Annotated in this window: 12 protein-coding genes and 1 other RNA gene; 10 read left to right on the top strand and 3 right to left on the bottom strand. The window is 72.9% G+C overall.

Going from position 1 to position 18151, the window contains the following annotated elements:
• Positions 1 to 445: 445 nt before the first annotated feature.
• Positions 446 to 4450 carry an FHA domain-containing protein gene (locus tag IG62_RS0138970; RefSeq protein WP_030815318.1) on the bottom strand — a complete coding sequence of 1335 codons (4005 nt, stop codon included), beginning with the start codon at positions 4448 to 4450 and terminating at the stop codon, positions 446 to 448.
• A gap of 520 nt (positions 4451 to 4970) precedes the next feature.
• Here IG62_RS0138970 and IG62_RS0138965 point away from each other — a divergent pair.
• The 4 genes from IG62_RS0138965 (at position 4971) to IG62_RS48085 (ending at position 10483) form a co-directional block, all read left to right on the top strand.
• Positions 4971 to 6596, top strand: coding sequence for a serine/threonine-protein kinase (locus IG62_RS0138965; protein WP_030815315.1), 1626 nt, complete (start codon positions 4971 to 4973; stop codon positions 6594 to 6596).
• A gap of 210 nt (positions 6597 to 6806) precedes the next feature.
• Positions 6807 to 8108 carry a serine/threonine-protein kinase gene (locus tag IG62_RS0138960; RefSeq protein ID WP_030815312.1) on the top strand — a complete coding sequence of 434 codons (1302 nt, stop codon included), beginning with the start codon at positions 6807 to 6809 and terminating at the stop codon, positions 8106 to 8108.
• 92 nt (positions 8109 to 8200) lie between these two features.
• Positions 8201 to 9307 carry a peptide chain release factor 2 gene (prfB, locus tag IG62_RS0138955; protein ID WP_030815308.1) on the top strand — a complete coding sequence of 369 codons (1107 nt, stop codon included), beginning with the start codon at positions 8201 to 8203 and terminating at the stop codon, positions 9305 to 9307.
• A 330-nt stretch (positions 9308 to 9637) separates the two neighbouring features.
• Positions 9638 to 10483 (top strand): hypothetical protein, encoded by an 846-nt coding sequence (locus IG62_RS48085; RefSeq protein ID WP_030815304.1) that lies wholly within the window; start codon positions 9638 to 9640, stop codon positions 10481 to 10483.
• Between the two features lie 197 nt (positions 10484 to 10680).
• On the opposite strand, the gene IG62_RS0138945 is transcribed toward IG62_RS48085, so the two are convergent.
• Positions 10681 to 10875 carry a hypothetical protein gene (locus IG62_RS0138945; RefSeq protein WP_030414555.1) on the bottom strand — a complete coding sequence of 65 codons (195 nt, stop codon included), beginning with the start codon at positions 10873 to 10875 and terminating at the stop codon, positions 10681 to 10683.
• Between the two features lie 251 nt (positions 10876 to 11126).
• Here IG62_RS0138945 and ftsE point away from each other — a divergent pair, with 251 nt between their 5' ends.
• The 5 genes from ftsE (at position 11127) to ssrA (ending at position 15179) form a co-directional block, all read left to right on the top strand.
• Positions 11127 to 11816, top strand: a complete 690-nt coding sequence (ftsE, locus tag IG62_RS0138940; RefSeq protein ID WP_030414554.1) for a cell division ATP-binding protein FtsE — start codon at positions 11127 to 11129, stop codon at positions 11814 to 11816.
• Positions 11817 to 11848: 32 nt separating this feature from the next.
• The gene (gene ftsX, locus IG62_RS0138935) at positions 11849 to 12760 is read left to right on the top strand and encodes a permease-like cell division protein FtsX (protein WP_030414553.1); all 912 of its coding nucleotides are present in this window, start codon (positions 11849 to 11851) and stop codon (positions 12758 to 12760) included.
• Positions 12761 to 12828: 68 nt separating this feature from the next.
• Complete coding sequence (locus IG62_RS0138930; protein WP_030815294.1) at positions 12829 to 14049, top strand: S41 family peptidase; 1221 nt, start codon at positions 12829 to 12831, stop codon at positions 14047 to 14049.
• 18 nt (positions 14050 to 14067) lie between these two features.
• A complete protein-coding gene (smpB, locus tag IG62_RS0138925; RefSeq protein ID WP_030815292.1) occupies positions 14068 to 14565 on the top strand; it encodes an SsrA-binding protein SmpB in 498 nt (165 codons plus the stop codon).
• A gap of 244 nt (positions 14566 to 14809) precedes the next feature.
• Positions 14810 to 15179, top strand: a transfer-messenger RNA (tmRNA) gene (gene ssrA, locus IG62_RS43855).
• Positions 15180 to 15467: 288 nt separating this feature from the next.
• Here the strand turns inward: ssrA and IG62_RS0138920 are convergent.
• Positions 15468 to 16811, bottom strand: a complete 1344-nt coding sequence (locus IG62_RS0138920; protein ID WP_051799186.1) for an MFS transporter — start codon at positions 16809 to 16811, stop codon at positions 15468 to 15470.
• Positions 16812 to 16966: 155 nt separating this feature from the next.
• On the opposite strand from IG62_RS0138920, the gene IG62_RS0138915 reads away from it, so the two are divergent.
• Positions 16967 to 17953: a LysR family transcriptional regulator gene (locus IG62_RS0138915; protein ID WP_030815288.1), complete on the top strand. Its 987-nt coding sequence runs from the start codon at positions 16967 to 16969 to the stop codon at positions 17951 to 17953.
• The last annotated feature ends 198 nt before the right edge of the window (positions 17954 to 18151 follow it).

The raw sequence follows: 18151 nt of genomic DNA, 5'->3' as shown, positions 1-18151 counted from the left end.
GCAGACCCGCCACCCGCCCCGCGCCTCCGCGTCCCGCGCCCCCGTGGCCCCGTCCCGCGCCCCGCCCTGCGCCCCCAGCGCCAGCCCCGCCCAAGTGGCACCATCAGCCGCAACGGCCCGCCCGCCGCATCAGCCCCACCAGCCGCATCAGCTAACCCGCCGCAGTGGGGCGCCCCTATAGCGGTCACCCCGAGAGCGGGCGCTCCGACGGTGGCTCCCCCCGGAACCTGCTCCCCGCCCCCGCTCCGCCCTCACCCCAACCCCGCCTCACCGAAGAACTCGCCCCGCACACCCCGCAAATGCTCGGCCGGCCCACCCCCAAGCGCCCAGGCCGGCCCACCCCAAGCGCTCCGCCCCGCCCACGCCACGCGCTCAGTCAGCCCACCCCCCAAGCACCCAAGCCGGCCCACCCCAAGCACCCAGGCCAGCGGCAAGCGCGCATCGCTCAGATCAGCGGTGCCGCAGGCGGTGCCCCCGAGGACTGGGCGGCCCGCTGGAGGGCACTCGCGAGCAGGGCGAGGTCCGTGGGGCCGTTGCCGAGTTCACGCAGCGGGCGTCGGGCCGGCGGGTCGCCCATTCGCTGCCACTCCAGCGGGACGACCGTCGGCCGGAGCGTGGACGTACGGGGTATCCGGCCGGTCACCCGGCCGGCCTGGAACGGCGTGGCGGAGCCGTCCGCCACACGGTGGAGCCGCCCGCGGCCGACCGGGGCGGGCTCGGACGAGTCGTCGGACGCGCCCAACTCGATGCGCAGGGCAGCGAGTTCGCTGGTCGCGGTGTCGGCCGTGCGGTCCGGGTGGCCGGTCGCGGCTATGAGGTGGACGCCGAGCGCAGCCCCGTCCCGGGCCACCGCCTCCAGCGCGCGCACGACGGAGCCGGCGGCCGGGCGGCCGGGGCTGCCGAGCGCGGGGGCGACCAGCGCGTCGAAGTCGTCGACCAGGATGAAGAGGCGCGGCATCGGGGCCGCGGGGTCGAGCAGGGTGGGCGGGGCAGTGGGGGCGGTGTCGGGGTCGGGGGTGGCTGAGGTGGGCGTCGGGGCTCCAGGGCGGGAGCGGAGGCGGAGGGTGCCCGTGCTCGCCAGGGTGCCGGTGTCGGACGGGTCCGCCGCCGCTGTGCTGCCTCCTTCGTTACGGCAACGATTACGGAGCGTGATTAGTTCCTGCTCTCCGTGATTACTTCCGTACGGTGTGTAGTCGCTGCTCCTGGAGGTCCCGGCGGTCTCGGTGGGCTGGGAAGTGTTGTCGGGGTGGCCACCGGACTCGGGGGTGTGGCTCGTCGGTGGCGCGTCGTACCTCTCGGCGTTCGTCTGGCCGTAGGTGCCGTAGGTGCGGCCTTGCGGCGCGGTGGGCGCGGCACCCTGTGCAGCGGTGGGCGCGACACCTTGTGCATGGGCAGTTTGTGCGTGGGCGCCCCTGGCGCCTTGTGCGCCTTGCGGTCCATGGGGTGCATGAGGTCCATGGGGTGCTTGGGCTTCCGGGTGGCGGGCGTCGCCCGAGGCGGGGGCCTCTCCTCTGCGGCCTTCGCCCGTGCGGCCTTCGGTGGTGCGACGGGGGGCGATGACGCGGGGGGCCGGGAGGTGTTTGGTGCGCCAGTCGGTGAAGGGGGTGCCGGACAGTATTTCGGCGCGGCGTTTGAGTTCGGAGGAGAGGGCCTGGGCGAACGCGCGCATGCGGACCGGGTCGGACGCGGCGAGGTACGTCGTGACGTGCGGCAGGTCGGTACACACCCGCAGGCCCTCGCCGCGGTCGGTGCCGCCACCGTCCACCAGCACCAGGGACAGCAGGTCGGGGCGGTCGGCGGCGGCGAGGGACGCCGCCAGGGACCGGAGCAGTTCGGTTTTGCCGCCGGCGGCGGGGCCTTCGACGAGGAGGGGTGCGCCCTCGGCGGCCAGGTCGGCGCACACCGGTCCGTGCGGGCCGGCCCCCAGTACGGCGGTGGCGCCGGGCCGGTCGGTGTCCAGGGTGGCGGCCCAGCGGGCCATCAGGGAGGCGGGGGTGGCGCGGGCGAGCCCGAGTTCGTCCAGCAGCCGGGCCGTAGCGGGGAGGGGGACGGCCGCGCGGGGCGTCGTGCGTGCGCCGCCGGCCGTGGTCTCGGCCTCGTGCAGCGGCGCCAGGGCCCGGGCGAACCGCTCGGCCCAGGCGGCGGAGACCGCGTCGACCGTGGCGATCGTCCCGTTCGGCCCGGAACCGGGCTGGACGACGCGGACCGCGGTGGCGACGTCGCCGCTGAGGACCGCCACCGCGCCACACTCCCCGAAGGCGGGCGACGCGGCCCGGGCCGCCTCGTACGTGGCGGCCAGCGGGAAGGCGGGGGAGGCGGCCGGGGTTTCGGCCAGGCAGAGGAGATGGACGCCGGCTGCCGCGCCGGCCGTGGCCAGCCGCGCGGTGGTCTCGCGCAGTGCGGAGGAGCCGGGGTCGCCGTCGACGATCAGGAGGGTGAACGGTCCTTGGTGGCGGGCGGCGGCGAGGGCGATCTCGGCGCGTTCGGCACTGGCCCAGCCGGGGCCCAGCGGGCAGTCGTCGAGCCGTCGGACGAGTTCGGCGGTGCGGGCCGTGGCCTGTTCCTTGTCGTAGGCGAGCAGCAGCCGGCAGTCCTGGCCGTGGGACGGGTGGAGGTGCGGCAGCCAGCCGAGCCAGGACCAGTCCGCGACCCGTTCCTCGGTGGTGCGCGCCCGGTCGGTGCTGATCAGCACGATGTCCAGGGTGGCGGGGGAGTGCAGGGCGGCGAGCTGGGCGATCGCGGAACGGGCGAGTCCGGCGAGGCGGGCGCGCGGCCCGGCCAGGCCGAGGGAGCCGGCCCGGCGCAGCCCGATCGTGACGGGCAGGGCGGTGCGGCCGCCGTTGCGGCCGGCCGTGCCCAGCCGGACGGTGAGGGTGTCGGGGTGGTCCGGGCCGCGCTCCCATAGCCGGGGGCCCGGGCCCAGTGCGGTGAGCAGGACGGCGGCGGCGTCCGGCCACCGTTCGTCCGGGGCGGTTCCGGAGGTGGCCGGGGGCGTCGCTCCGTCACCGGGTGGCGCTGCGGGTGAGTCCTGGGGTGCGCCGGACGCCTGGAGGCCCGAGGCCGGGAGGCCGGCTGCCGGGAGGTCGTCGTAGGGCCGTTCCGTGGTGGGCCGGCCGCCGGTCAGCCGGCGCGCCCAGGCCCCGATCCCGCCGCGGCGGCCGCCCTTGCGGGGCGCGGCGCCGTAACGCGCCGCGTCCTCCGTGGCGGCGTCCTCGGCGGGCGCCAGGCTCTGCTGGCCGCCGTGGGTCCGGTCCTCGCCGTGCGTACGGCCCTGGGCGCCGGCCGTCGACACGTCGTCCTCCGGGTACCCAGGGGGCGCATACTCGCCGTACGGATAGTCGCCGTACGGATGGACGTTGCCAGGAAGCGGGTGGCCGAGGAGTCCGTGGCCCGGATGCCCGTGGCCCGGATGGTCGGGGTGCGCGCGGTTCTGAGGCTCGCGGTCGGGGCGTTCGCCGCGCGGGTGCTCGTGGATGCCGGGTCCGGCTGCCAGGCCCGGGCCGTGGCCCAGTCCATGAGCCGTGGCGGCCTCCGGGTGGGCCGGCCCGGCCGGGGTGCCGCGCAGGGGGGTGTCGCGCCGGCCGGCCGGGTCCGGTGACCAGGCCGTACGAGGAGCGGGCAGGGGGGCGGCCGGTCCCGTGGCCATCGCCGGGGGAGGTCCGAAAGCCGGTGCCGGTGCCGGTGCATCGAGCGCACCGGCCCCACCGGTCACCTGACCCCCACCCGCCCCACCGGTCCCGCCGCCTCCACCGCCCTCGGCGACCCTCGCGTACCCGCCCCCCGCCCCCGTGGAGATGCGCAGCCGGCCCTCGCCGTCCGGAGTGGTCTCCAGGGCGGGGTCCGGGGTGGTGGGGGCGGACTGCAGGCGGAGGGTGGATTCGCCGATGCGCAGCAGGGCGCCGGGCGGGAGCGGGGCGGGCAGGTCGCCGAGGCCGGTGCCGTCGACGGCGGTGCCGTTCGTGGAGCGCAGGTCGGCGACGTGGACCGAACCGTCCGGTTCGACGGTCACGGCGCAGTGCAGCCGGGAGACGTCCGGGTCGTCGAGGGGGACGTCGGCGTCGGCGGAGCGGCCGATGCGGATCTGGCCGCCGTGCAGCAGGTGGACGCCGCCGGCGTCGGGTCCGGAGATGACGCGCAGCCGGGCGGTGCCGTGCGGCAGGCCGTGGGCCGGGGCGGGGCCGGGGCCCTGGAGGGAGAGCACCGCGCCGTCGATCAGGGGCGGCTCGCCGATCGCGGCGCGCTGCGGGTCGAGGCGTTCGGTGCCGGCGTAGAGCACGACGGGGCCGCTGCCGCCGCCCGCGCCGGTGTCCGCGCCCGGGCCCGCGACGGAGGCCGCCAGGGAGCCGGCCACCGCCGCCAGCGCGGTCCCGGCGGGGGCCGTCACGAGCACGTCGCAGGCCCGTGTGGTGGGGCCGCTGCGCGGCCCGAGGACGGTCAGCCGGATCTGCATCGCCGTCAACGGTCCCTTCTGCCGGGGGCCGGCAGGGGCCGTTCGCTCCCCCGCCCGCCCGGGCACGTCGGCACGGACAAGTCCCAGGTGCACGTCGCGACAAAGACCGCGCGCCCCCACCGCATCGTGCTGGGTGCATCCTCGCACCTGGGACTGACAACACGCCCGCCGACTGCCACTCCGTGATCTTGTTTTGTCGTGTCCGGACGAAAAAGTGCCTGGTTGCGGGCCGTGGCCGGGCGGATTCGGAACGTCGTGATCAGCTCCGAATCGTCCTTGTCCGGGTGGTGCACCGGTCCGCGGCCGCCCACGGGCGGCGCGCAACCATCCACCCGGAACGTGCGTCTTCCCACGAGCCCGGCCCGCCGGAACGAAAAGCTTGTGCGACGGCGTGGCGGGCCGCAGGCCCTACAGTGGATCGGACGGACCGCGCGACGGTGACCATGACCGGACGGCGCGGAGCCGAACGGCCGGTCCGGTGGGCCGGCAGGAGATCCACCACGACCAGGGAGCGCATGACGTGCGGCCGGTAGGCAGCAAGTACCTGCTTGAGGAGCCGCTGGGACGCGGCGCCACGGGCACCGTCTGGCGTGCCCGCCAGCGGGAGACGGCGGGCGCCGAGGCCGCCGTGGCGGGAGAGCCCGGTGAGACGGTCGCGATCAAGGTCCTCAAGGAGGAGCTGGCGCACGACGCGGACGTGGTGATGCGCTTCCTGCGCGAGCGCTCGGTCCTGCTGCGGCTCACCCACCCGAACATCGTCCGCACCCGCGATCTCGTCGTGGAGGGCGACCTGCTCGCGCTCGTCATGGACCTGGTCGACGGCCCGGACCTGCACCGCTATCTGCGCGCCAACGGCCCCTTCAGCCCGGTGGCGGCCGCCCTCCTCACCGCCCAGATCGCCGACGCGCTGGCCGCCAGCCACGCGGACGGCGTGGTGCACCGCGACCTGAAGCCGGCGAACGTCCTGCTCGCCGGGTCCGACGGCGGCGAGATGCACCCGATGCTGACCGACTTCGGCATCGCCCGGCTCGCCGACTCCCCGGGCCTGACCCGCACCCACGAATTCGTCGGCACCCCCGCCTATGTGGCGCCGGAGTCCGCCGAGGGCCGCCCGCAGACCTCCGCGGTGGACATCTACGGTGCCGGCATCCTCCTGTACGAGCTGGTGACCGGCCGCCCGCCGTTCGCCGGATCGACGGCCCTGGAGGTGCTGCACCGGCACCTGAGCGAGGAGCCGCGCCGCCCCGCCACGCTCCCCGAGCCGCTGTGGACCGTCATAGAGCGCTGTCTGCGCAAGCGCCCCGAGGAGCGGCCCAGCGCCGAGAACCTCGCCCGTGCGCTGCGCACCGTCGCCTCCGGCGTCGGGGTGCACGCCACCCCCGCGCAGGCCGAGGCCGCGCTGGGCGTCGCCGCGCTGCTGGCCCCGGACCCGGCGCCCGCGACCGTCCCCGGCACCGACGGCGGCCAGGGGAGCGGCGACGCCGACCCCACCCAGGTCCTCCCGTCCGGCGCGGGTTCGTACGACCCGGCCGCGGCGACCAGCGTGCTGCCCTCGACGGGCGCCCCGGCAGTACCGGGCGGCCAGGGCGCCGATCCGACCCGGGCGATGCCGCCGGTGCCGCCCATGCCGGCCGGTGCGCCCGCCGCGGGTGCGCAGCAGCCCGACGGCCCCCATCCGTGGGAGTCGCAGATGCGCGCCGCCCGGGACCGCAACGAGCAGACGCAGGTGCAGTACCTCGACCCGAACGAGGATCCGCTGCGCCGTCGTCCGCAGCGCCGTCCGGCCGCGCCCCAGCAGCCGCCGCAGCAGCCCCCGTACCGGCAGCCGGCCCCGGCGCCGTACGCGCAGGCCCCGCAGCGCCGCCAGGAGCCGCCGCCGCAGCGGTACGAGCCGCAGCGGCCGCCCGCCCCGGAGCCCCGGCCGCGGCGCGAGCCCCGTCCGCGCAGCGCCAACCCGATGCGGATCCCCGGCCTGGGCTGCCTCAAGGGCTGCCTGGTCACGCTGATACTGCTGTTCGTGGCCGCGTGGCTGATCTGGGAGCTCACCCCGCTCCAGGAGTGGATCGGTACGACCCGCGGCTTCTTCGCGCAGATCGGCCACCTGTACCACCAGGTCGAGCGCTTCGTGAACAAGCTCAGCGGCTGACCCGGGCCGCTCCCTCAGCGGCTGACGAGCCGCCCCGGACCGCCGGTCCCGGGGCGGCTCAGTGGATTTGTCGACTTCTGGCGGGCAATTTCGCTCTCAGAAGTGAAGGTTGCCGCCTTCCGGGGCACGGAACCCGGTGGCATCCGCGTAGCTTTGACGCCAACCTCAGCCCCCGCAGGACGCTCGGGGGCCCGACACGTCGGAGCAGTTTTGGCACGGAAGATCGGCAGCCGGTACACCGCCCACCAGATCCTGGGGCGCGGCAGTGCCGGCACGGTATGGCTGGGCGAGGGGCCCGAAGGGGCCGTGGCCATCAAGCTGTTGCGTGAGGACCTCGCTTCCGACCAGGAGCTCGTCGGCCGCTTCGTACAGGAGCGGGCGGCACTGCTGGGCCTCGCGGACCCGCACGTCGTCGGCGTCCGCGACCTGGTCGTCGACGGCAACGACCTGGCGCTGGTGATGGACCTGGTGCGCGGCACCGACCTGCGCACCCGCCTGGAGCGCGAGCGCCGGCTGGCCCCCGAGGCCGCCGTCGCGATCGTCGCCGACGTCGCCGACGGGCTCGCCGCCGCGCACGCCGCGCGGATCGTGCACCGCGACGTCAAGCCCGAGAACATCCTGCTCGACATGCAGGGGCCACTCGGCCCCGGTGGCGCGCACCCCGCGCTGCTCACCGACTTCGGCATCGCCCGGCTCGTCGACTCGCCGCGCCGGACCCTTGCCCAAGGGGCCGCGGGCCAGGGCAGAGGCCATGCCACCAGGGTCATCGGCACTCCCGACTACCTCGCCCCGGAGATCATCGAGGGTCTGCCGCCGCGCGCCTCGGTGGACATCTACGCCCTGGCGACCGTCCTGTACGAGCTGCTCGCCGGGTTCACGCCCTTCGGGGGCGGCCACCCCGGGGCCGTACTGCGCCGCCACGTCACCGAGAGCGTGGCGCCGCTGCCCGGTATCCCCGACGAGCTGTGGCAGCTGCTGCTGCAGTGCCTGGCCAAGGCGCCGGCGTCCCGGCTGCGCGCCGCGGAGCTGGCCGCCCGGCTGCGGGAGCTGCTGCCGGGGCTGGCCGGGATGCCGCCGCTGGACATCGACGAGCCGGAGGGCGACCGCCCGGACGACGAGCCGGACGGTGCGGCCCCGGGGGCCCGTGAGGAACCGTTCTACCCGTCGGCGGGCGAGACCGTTCCGCAGCGCGGCGCCGTCCCCCTGGTGCAGGGGTCGGTGCCGGACTCCAACCGGGAGACGCACACCAGCATGCGGGTGCCCGGCCCCGACGAGCTGGCCGGCGGCGCCCACGGCACCGCCCGGGCTCCTCGGGCGGCGGGGGAACGCCGGGCCGGCTCGGCGCGGCACCGGGGCTCGGCGGAGGCGGTGCGCCGCCGCCGGATCAAGCTGGGGGCGGCCGCCGCCGTGGTGGTCGTGGCGGCCGGCCTGGGCGGCTGGCTGGCCTCCGGGGACGACGACGCCGGCGAGGCCCCGCCGGGCGTCCACCAGTCGGAGCAGGAGACCCCCTGACGCCCACCCGGGGCGGCTCCCGGCCCGGCCCCGGCAGGCCCGTCCTGCCGGGGCCGGGTCAGGTTCGGCGTGGTAGCCGTTAGGCTGGGTGCGTGGCAGTCGTCGATGTATCCGAAGAGCTGAAGTCCCTCTCCTCGACCATGGGGTCGATCGAGGCCGTCCTGGACCTCGACAAGATGAGGGCCGACATCGCCGTGCTTGAGGAACAAGCGGCGGCGCCGTCCTTGTGGGACGACCCCGAGAGTGCCCAGAAGGTCACCAGCCAGCTGTCCTACCTCCAGGGCCAGCTGCGCCGGGCCGAGGAGCTGCGCGGCCGGGTCGACGACCTGGAGGTCCTCTTCGAGCTGGCCGAGGCCGAGGGCGACGAGGACGCCCGCGCCGAGGCCGAGGGCGAGCTGGCCGACGTCCGCAAGGCCGTGGAGGAGCTGGAGGTCCGCACCCTCCTCTCCGGCGAGTACGACGCCCGTGAGGCGCTCGTCAACATCCGCGCCGAGGCCGGTGGCGTGGACGCCGCCGACTTCGCCGAGAAGCTCCAGCGGATGTACCTGCGCTGGGCCGAGCGGCACGGCTACAAGACCGAGCTCTACGAGACCTCGTACGCCGAAGAGGCCGGCATCAAGTCGACCACCTTCGCGGTCAACGTCCCGTACGCCTACGGCACGCTCTCCGTCGAGCAGGGCACGCACCGCCTGGTGCGCATCTCGCCGTTCGACAACCAGGGCCGCCGCCAGACGTCGTTCGCCGGCGTCGAGGTGCTGCCCGTCGTCGAGCAGACCGACCACATCGAGATCGACGAGTCCGACCTGCGGGTGGACGTGTACCGCTCCTCGGGCCCCGGCGGCCAGGGCGTGAACACCACCGACTCCGCGGTCCGGCTGACGCACATCCCCACCGGCATCGTCGTCTCCTGCCAGAACGAGCGCTCGCAGATCCAGAACAAGGCGACCGCGATGAACGTCCTCCAGGCCAAGCTCCTCGAGCGCCGCCGCCAGGAGGAGCAGGCCAAGATGGACGCGCTCAAGGGCGACGGCGGCAACTCCTGGGGCAACCAGATGCGTTCGTACGTCCTGCACCCCTACCAGATGGTCAAGGACCTGCGGACCGAGTTCGAGGTCGGCAACCCGCAGGCTGTGCTGGACGGTGACATCGACGGCTTCCTGGAGGCCGGAATCCGCTGGCGCAAGCAGCAGGAGAAGTAGCCCGACGGCCCCGCGTCCGGGCCTTCTGACACCGGAACAACTGCCTCCATGACGGAGGCAGTTGTTTTTGCTGTGGCGGTTTGGTCACAGTCGTATGTCCATGTACCGCGCAACTCTCAGCAATTCGGGCATCGGGTCTTTATTCGGCCTTGACGATGCCGGCCGTACTGGGAAGGCTGAGCGCGGCATGCGTATGTTCCGGGGCGCGTGCAGTAACGGGGAGATGAGCGGCCAGTCGGCATCCGTGGCCGGAACTCGCCTACCCCCAGCGCTGGTCGCCCCGTACAGCGGTGCACCCATGACGAGTTCAGCTACTGGGGGTAGCAGTACATGACGAAGAAGACGCGGCTGCGCGTGGCGCGCATTGCAGCTGGTGCGGTGATCGCGGCCGGTGCGTCGCTCACCGCCGCCGGCGCCGCTTCCGCAGCCAGCCCGGGTGAGACCGGCGGCTCCGACGGCGGGATCATCGGCGGGATCATCGGCGGGATCATCGGCGGCAACGACTCCGGCGGCGACTCCGGTGGCGACGCCGGCGGTTCCGACAACGGTGGTCAGGTCGGCGGTTCGGACGACGGCGGCCAGATCGGCGGCGAGATCGGCGGTTCGGACGACGGCGGTCAGGCCGGCGGCGAGATCGGCGGTTCGGACGACGGCGGTCAGGTCGGCGGCACCGACGACGGTGGTCAGGACGGCGGCCAGGACGGCGGCCAGGACGGCGGTCAGAACGGCGGCCAGGCCGGCGGTCAGGCCGGTGGCCAGAACGGCGGCCAGGATGGTGGCCAGAACGGCGGCCAGGCCGGCGGTCAGAACGGCGGCCAGAACGGCGGCCAGGACGGCGGCAACAACGGTGGCGGCCACAGCGGCGGTCAGAACGGTGGCGGCAACGGCGGCAACGGCGGCCAGAGCGGCAGCACCACCGGCGGCGACTCCACCGGCACCGGCACCGACAACGAGGGCTCCAAGCCGATCGAGCAGCCCGGCAAGGGCAAGGAGCAGATCGCTGACACGCCCGGCCAGGCCAAGCAGCAGGCGAAGGGCGGGGAGCTGGCCGAGACCGGTTCCTCCGGCACCACCGTCCTGCTGATCGGCGCGGCCACGATGATCGCGGGCGGTGTCGGCTTCCGCATGCTGCCCCGTCTGATCAACAAGAACGGCGGCGGCGCGGCAGCGGCCTGACGCTGACGCGGTACCACAGGGGCCCGGGGCGCGCATGCGCTCCGGGCCCTCGGCGTTCTTCCGGCCGCTGCGTTCCGGGCCGCCCGTCACGGGGCGAACGCCACCGTAAGCGCGGCGTAACGGGCAGTGGCCTACCCCAAGACCGAACCCTCCGAACCCTCACCCGGCCACGTAGCGCCGGCTTCGTCCGAGCGGCGTCAGACGGTCTGGTGCAGCAACAGTCCCACCGCGAGCAGCAGGACCGTCAAAGCCACCAGCATCGCCGGGCTGAGCTGGGCGAACACACCGCCTGCCTGCTGCTGGAGCCGTTCCCTGCTCGCTCGGCACACGGGGCAGCGGCCCTCACTCACAGGGGCCGCGCAGTTGGCGCACACCAGTCGGTCGTACGTCATGCGACCTCCTTCTTCACTGCACCAACGCCCCGAAGGGTGCATTGGTTCCCTCTTCCACTGTGCCAGCTCCCCGGCAGAACGGCGCGCGCCCCGGGATTGTGCGCCCTTTTGTCCCTGTAGGTGCCGTGAATAACCGCACCAACCCCTCCGCCGACTGCACCGCCGCGCGAGGTTCGCGTATGGTCACGCACACCGACGGGAGCCGCAACTCGGCAGCCCGTGCCCCTATCCAGGTCGACCGTGGTGCATCAGTGATCCGATTCGACAACGTCTCCAAGACCTACCCGAAGCAGAACCGTCCTGCACTCAGGGACGTCTCGCTCGAGATCGAGCGCGGCGAGTTCGTCTTCCTGGTGGGCTCCTCGGGCTCCGGCAAGTCCACCTTCCTGCGGCTGCTGCTGCGCGAGGAGCGGGCCAGCCATGGCCATGTGCACGTACTCGGCAAGGACCTCGGCAAGCTCTCCAACTGGAAGGTCCCGCAGATGCGGCGCCAGGTGGGCACGGTCTTCCAGGACTTCCGGCTGCTCCCCAACAAGACCGTCGGGGAGAACGTCGCCTTCGCCCTCGAGGTCATCGGCAAACCGCGCGGCCAGATCCGCAAGACGGTCCCCGAGGTCCTCGAACTCGTCGGCCTCGGCGGCAAGGAGGACCGCATGCCGGGCGAACTCTCCGGTGGTGAGCAGCAGCGCGTCGCCATCGCACGGGCCTTCGTCAACCGTCCGCTGTTGCTCATCGCGGACGAGCCCACCGGCAACCTCGACCCGCAGACCTCCGTCGGCATCATGAAGCTGCTGGACCGGATCAACCGGACCGGAACCACGGTGGTCATGGCCACCCACGACCAGCAGATCGTCGACCAGATGCGCAAGCGGGTCATGGAACTCGAAAAGGGCCGGCTCGTACGCGACCAGTCGCGCGGCGTGTACGGCTACCAGCACTAAGCGTGTACGGCCCCCAGTACTGAAAGGACGCCATGCGCGCCCAGTTCGTCCTGTCGGAGATCGGCGTCGGTCTCCGCCGAAACCTCACGATGACCTTCGCCGTCATCGTCTCCGTAGCCCTCTCGCTCGGCCTGTTCGGCGCCTCGCTGCTGATGCGCGACCAGGTCAGCACCATGAAGGGCTACTGGTACGACAAGGTCAACGTCTCCATCTTCTTCTGCAACAAGAACGACGCCGAGACCGGCGCCAACTGCGCCAAGGGCGCGGCCACCCAGCAGCAGAAGGACGACATCAAGGCCGAGCTGAACCGGCTGCCGATCGTTGCGAACGTGCAGTACGAGTCCAGCGACCAGGCCTACAAGCACTACAAGGAGCAGTTCGGCGACACCCCCGTCGCCGGCCTGGTGACGCCCGACCAGCTTCCCGAGTCGTTCCGCGTCAAGCTGAAGGACCCGACGAAGTTCAAGGTCATCAAGTCGGCGTTCTCCGAGCGGCCCGGTGTCCAGGAGGTGCAGGACCAACGCGACACCGTCGAGCCGCTGTTCAACCTCCTCAACGGCATGAACATCGCCGCGCTGTGCGTGATGGGGCTGATGCTCGTCGTTGCGCTGATGCTGATCGTCAACACCGTGCGGGTGTCGGCGTTCAGCCGCCGGCGGGAGACCGGCATCATGCGGCTCGTGGGAGCGTCCAGCTTCTACATCCAGATGCCGTTCATCCTGGAGGCCGCCATCGCCGGCCTGCTGGGCGCCGGGTTCGCCTGCGTGCTGATCGTCGGCGGCAAGTACCTCCTCGTCAACAACTGGCTGGCGAAGAAGATCCAGGTGATCAACTTCATCGGCTGGGACTCGGTGGCGGCGGTGCTCCCGCTGGTCCTCCTGATCGGGCTGCTGATGCCCGCGCTCGCCGCGTTCTTCGCGCTGCGCAAGTACCTCAAGGTGTGAGCTTCGCCAAGGGGCGCCGTACGGTCAACTCACCGTACGGCGCCCTTTCGTCCCCTAGACTCACCGGCATGTCGGGCCCGTGTTCGTACGACCGGCCCCGCCGCTACCGCCGCGGGGCGGCCCTGACGTTGTTCCTCGCCGGGGTGCTCGCCACCGGCGCGGTGACCGGCACCTGGGGCGACGAGGCCGAAGGCGCGGTGGGCCACGGCATCCCGGAGCGCCCGGCGTCCGGTGCGCGCCCCCCGGAGGCCGCCACCGCCGACCGCGCGGCCGTCGAGCGGGCCGCCGCCGAAGCCATCGAGGACGGCAAGTCCGGTTCGCAGGCCGCCGCCGAGGTCGTCAGCCGTAGTGGCGACCGCTGGTCGACGATCTACACCCAGGGCGAGTTCGAGGACTTCCAGCAGCAGTTGGGCGGCGCCTACGTCGGCGTCGGCCTGTGGGTGCGTCAGCTGGCCGGCGGCCGCATCGAGGTCTCCCGGGTGCAGCCCGGCGGCCCCGCCGCCCGCGCCGGCATCACCGTCCACGACCGGTTGCGGGCCATCGACGGCCGGACCACTCAGGGGCGGCCGGTCACCGAGACCGTCGCCCGGCTCCGCGGCGACGCAGCCGACGGCTCCCGTACGGCCGCCGCCGGCGCCGGCACGCCCGTACGCCTCGACCTCCAGCGTGGTACCCGGCGGTGGAGCCTCACCCTGCACCGCACCCGGCTGCGCACCCGGACCGTCACCGTCGACCGGCCGGCCGGTCCGCACGGCCCCACCCGCGTCAAGATCACCTCGTTCGCCAAGGGCACCGGCGCCGCGGTCCGCCGCGCCGTCCGCGGCGCCTCCCCGCACGGTGGCGTGCTGCTCGACCTGCGTGGCAATACGGGCGGCCTGGTCACCGAATCCGTCGCCACCGCCTCCGCCTTCCTCGACGGCGGCCTGGTCGCCACCTACGACGTACGGGGCAGCCAGCGCGCCCTGTACGCCGGGCGCGGCGGGAACACCCGCCTGCCGCTCGTCGTTCTCGTCGACGGGGGCACGATGAGCGCCGCCGAACTGCTGGCCGGCGCCCTCCAGGACCGCGGCCGGGCCATCGTGGTGGGCTCCCCGACCTTCGGCAAGGGCTCGGTGCAGATGCCCAGCCGGCTGCCCGACGGCTCGGTGGCCGAGCTCACCGTCGGCCACTACCGCACCCCGTCCGGCCGGACCGTCGACGACGTCGGGCTCACCCCCGACCTGGTCGTCGCGGACCATGCCGAGCGGCGGGCCCGCACGGTATTGAGTGGCCTAGGGACCGGCGCTTAGTGCGAAAATGGCCGCACTATGGCTAAGCAAAAGGGCAAGGACAAGGACCCCGGGCGCAAGCTCGTGGCGCAGCACAAGAAGGCGCGGCACGACTACCACATTCTGGACACCTACGAGTGCGGGCTGGTATTGACCGGTACCGAGGTGAAGTCGCTGCGCCAGGGCCGGGCGTCGCTGGTCGACGGATTCGTCCAGATCGACGGCAACGAGGCCTGGCTGCACAACGTACACATCCCGGAATACGCCCAGGGAACCTGGACGAATCACTCCGCCCGGCGCAAGCGGAAGCTGCTGATGCACCGCTTCGAGATCGACAAGCTGGAGTCCAAGAGCCAGGAGACCGGGCACACGATCGTGCCGCTGGCCCTGTATTTCAAGGACGGCCGGGCCAAGGTCGAGATCGCGCTGGCCAGGGGCAAGAAGGAGTACGACAAGCGCCAGACCCTCCGCGAGCAGCAGGACCGCCGCGAGGCGGACCGCGCGGTCTCGGCGGCCCGCCGCCGCCAGCGCGCCTGACACGGCCGGCCGGCAGGTGGGCGCACCGCGGACGGGCCGGGGTCGGCGGGCGGGAGCGACCCGGCTTCCGGCGGGCGGACCGGTGCGGGGTGCGGCGCGGGCGGATCCGGCCGGGCGGCGGCCCGCGGAATACGCTGGCACCCTCAGGCGTTGTTCACGTACGATGGCTCCGCATCCCACAGAGGGTGCGGGAACCGCAGGCGTCAGGGTGTAGGCGCCGGGGTCCGTCTTGATAAATCAACATGGGGATGATCGGTTTCGACAGCGGATGTCGAAGCAGGGGAAGCGAGTCGAGGAAGCGGCCATGATCTCGTAAACCACAGGCCGAAACCAATAATCGCCAACACCAAGCGCGATTCCTTCGCCCTCGCTGCCTAAGTAGCGACTTGCGAAGTGTCAGCCCGGGGCTGTTCCCGACCCGGATCCTGGCATCAGCTAGGGGACTAAACTCCTGAACCCGGTCACGGGGTGCAGGAGGAAATCAAACAGTGACTGAGCCCGTCGGAGACTTGTTCGCGTGATCTCCGGGGCCGAGAAAATCGCAGCGAACTGCACTCGGAGAAGCCCTGTTTCCGCACCGTTGGACGCGGGTTCGATTCCCGCCATCTCCACTCATCCCATGTAAAGCAGCTGCCCCGGCGAGTTTCCCGCCGGGGCAGCTGCTTTTTTGTCCCGTCCCCTCCCTCCCTTCGGCCCTCCTCGCTCCGTTTCGCTGCTTTCCAGCACTTCGGGCTTCGGGCTTCGGGCTTCGGGCTTCGGGCTTCGGGCTTCGGGCTTCGGGCTTCCCTCTCACTCTCTTGCTCTCCCTCGCTGTCAACCCTCGGTATGACAACCCCTGGGTCGATGTGCATCCGCCCGACCTCCGTCACGCTGAGTGCATGAACGCGACACAGCATGCAACCTCAACCCAACTCCTGGTCGCCGGTGGCGGCCGAAGTGCCGGACGAAGCGCCGGACGAAGTGCCGGACGGCGCGGCGGTGGCGGCGGTCGGCAGGGCGAGGAGCACGGCCAGCCCAGCAGCCACGGCCGGAACCCCGTACGCGACCCCCGCCCCCGCCACGTGGTCCACGACCCAGCCCCCTACCGCCGAACCGGCCGCGATACCACCGAGCAGAGCCGTCACGGCGAGCGTCATCCCTTCGTTCAACTGCGCCGCCGGAGTGCGGGATTGGACCAGTCCCATCCCCGTGACCATGGTCGGTGCGGTGGCCATCCCGGCGCCCAGCAGTGCGGCGGCCAGCACCTCCGGGCGCCCGGTCGACGCCGCGAGGAGGGGCAGCAGCATCAGCACGGCCATCGCACCGACACACACCACGAAGCGCCGCCCGCTCCGGCCCGCCGGACGCAGCAGGCCGTAGAGCAGCCCCGCCGTGCACGACCCGGCCGCCTGGAGGGTCAGCAGCCCGCCCGCGGCGGATCGCATCCCGAGGCTGTCGGCGTAGGCCAGGGTCACGACCTCCATCGACCCGAAGATCGCGCCGGTGCACAGGAACGTGCCGAGCAGAGGGGGAATGCCCCGCCGCCGCAGCGGGGAGCGGACCCTGGCCGCACCGGCGGCCGCCCGCCCGGCCGCCGGCGGCTCCGTGCGGCGCTGGACAGCGAAGAGCAGCACCCCGCTCAGCAGCAGGACCGCCGCCACCGCCGTGCCCGCCTCGGGTGCGACGGCCGTGCAGAGCAGCGTCGCGAGCACCGGTCCGAGCATGAAACACAGCTCGTCCGCAGCCTGTTCGAAGGAGTTGGCGGTGTGCCGGGCAGCCGGGTCGTCGCGGAAGAGATGCGCCCAGCGGGCACGGGACATCCCTCCGGTGTTGGGAGTGGTGGCGGTCGCCGCATAGGAGACGAACAGTGCCCAGTCGGGCGCGCCGAAGCGGACGCAGAGCAGCAGCGACAGCGACCCGAGCACCGCGAGCGCGGTGGCCGGCACGGCGATCCGGGCCTGACCGTGCCGGTCTACCATCCGGGCGGTCCACGGCCCGACCAGCGCGGTCGCCGCCAGCCCGGTCGCGGTGACGGCCCCGGCCAGCGCATAGGAGCCACGCGAGCCGCTGATCATCAGGACGGCACTGACGCTGAGCATGCCCATGGGCAGGCGGGCCAGCAGATTGGCGGCGGTGAACGCCCGAGCGCCGGGGACGGCAAAGATCCGCCGGTAAGGGGCGAAGAGCCGAAAACGCCGGGGACGCCGACGCGCGACCGGCCGTACGGGCGGAGCGGTCACCGGACGAGCAGCAAGGAAAAGGATCACGCTCTTACGATCCCGGCCAGCTCCACCATCCGTCCAACACCTGATCAGAGCCTATTCACGCACTTGGGATGTAGATCCGGGGGGACTCGGACCTGCGAGCCTCCCCCCCCGTAATTCCGGGGCCGAGGGCGGGGGTGCGCTGCAAGGATTGCCCGATGCCGTTCGATATCGATCCGCGACTGCTCCGGGCGTTCACCGCCGTAGCCGAGGAACTGCACTTCACCCGCGCCGCGGCCCGGCTCTACGTCGCCCAGCAGGCCCTGAGCCGTGACATCCGGCGACTGGAGCGGGAGGTGGGCACGGCGCTCTTCGTACGGACGACCCGCCAGGTCGCCCTCACAGCCGACGGTGAGCGGCTACTGCCCTACGCCCGCCGGGTGTTGAGTGCCCACGAGGAACTGGCGGCGGCCTTCCGACCGGTGCCCGAGCGGCCGCTGCTGGTCGATGTCGGGGTGCCGATCGGTACCGCACACCGGGTGCTGGAGGACGCCAGAGGGAGGGTGCCGGACAGCTGTGAGCTGGTGGCCCGCTTCCACAGCGGGCTGACGGGGGCGGCGGCAGAGCTGGCCGCCGGGCGGCTCGACGTCTCCTTCGGGCGTTACGCGGGGCTGCCGCCCGCCGTTCGGTCCGGACTGGCACACCAGCCGGTCCGTCTTGAGCCGATGGCTGTGCTGCTGCGGGAGGACCATCCCCTGGCGTCGCGGCCCGAGGTTCCGCTCGCGGAGCTGGCCGGCGAGACGCTCTATGCGGCCGCCGGAAATCCGCAGACCGAGGAGTGGACGGAGCTGGCGGCCCAGCTGTTCGCGGGGCGGGGTATCGCGATGGCCGAGCCGTTCCCGGAGATCGAGGGTTCACAGGAGTTCGTACGAGTGGTGCGGAAACGGGGGTGGTCAGTACTGGCGAGCGTGGAGTTCATCGACGTACCGGGGATGGCACTGCGCCCGGTCGTGGACCCCATACCTCTGTCACCCATCTCGATGGTGTGGCGCCGCGACCTGCACCACCCCGGCCTGACCGCCCTACGTGCTGCGGTGCATGAACTGGCAGGAAAGAACGACTGGTTGACCGCACCGGAGGGCGCCTGGCTCCCTCCAGAGGATGCCGCCGCGATGGGGGTGGCTGAGAGCGTGCGGGGGCGGTAGAGGAGGCGTGAGTGGGTGTGGCGTGGGGCGTGGGTGGGTGGTGAGCGGGGACGCGAGGTGGGTGAGCGGGGACGTCACCCGGGTGATCCTGCGCCGTAACGCGGGTGATCCTGCGCCGTAACGGGGGTGCGCCTACGCGGTAACGGGGGTGCGCCTGAGTACGGGCCGTAGGGGGTGATGAGGGGGAGGGGTGGGTGG

It is taken from the genome of Streptomyces sp. NRRL S-337, assembly GCF_000720175.1.
GTDB classification, from domain to species: Bacteria; Actinomycetota; Actinomycetes; order Streptomycetales; family Streptomycetaceae; genus Streptomyces; species Streptomyces siderophoricus.
Note: the sequence above shows the minus strand (reverse complement) of the source record. Positions and strands in the feature narration are given on the sequence as shown.

Coding starts and splice junctions, on each gene's coding strand:
- IG62_RS0138930 (WP_030815294.1), top strand. CDS start 12,829: ATGTCGGGCCCGTGTTCGTACGACCGGCCCCGCCGCTACCGCCGCGGG.
- IG62_RS0138970 (WP_030815318.1), bottom strand. CDS start 4,450: ATGCAGATCCGGCTGACCGTCCTCGGGCCGCGCAGCGGCCCCACCACA.
- ftsX (WP_030414553.1), top strand. CDS start 11,849: ATGCGCGCCCAGTTCGTCCTGTCGGAGATCGGCGTCGGTCTCCGCCGA.
- smpB (WP_030815292.1), top strand. CDS start 14,068: ATGGCTAAGCAAAAGGGCAAGGACAAGGACCCCGGGCGCAAGCTCGTG.
- IG62_RS0138945 (WP_030414555.1), bottom strand. CDS start 10,875: ATGACGTACGACCGACTGGTGTGCGCCAACTGCGCGGCCCCTGTGAGT.
- IG62_RS0138915 (WP_030815288.1), top strand. CDS start 16,967: ATGCCGTTCGATATCGATCCGCGACTGCTCCGGGCGTTCACCGCCGTA.
- IG62_RS48085 (WP_030815304.1), top strand. CDS start 9,638: ATGACGAAGAAGACGCGGCTGCGCGTGGCGCGCATTGCAGCTGGTGCG.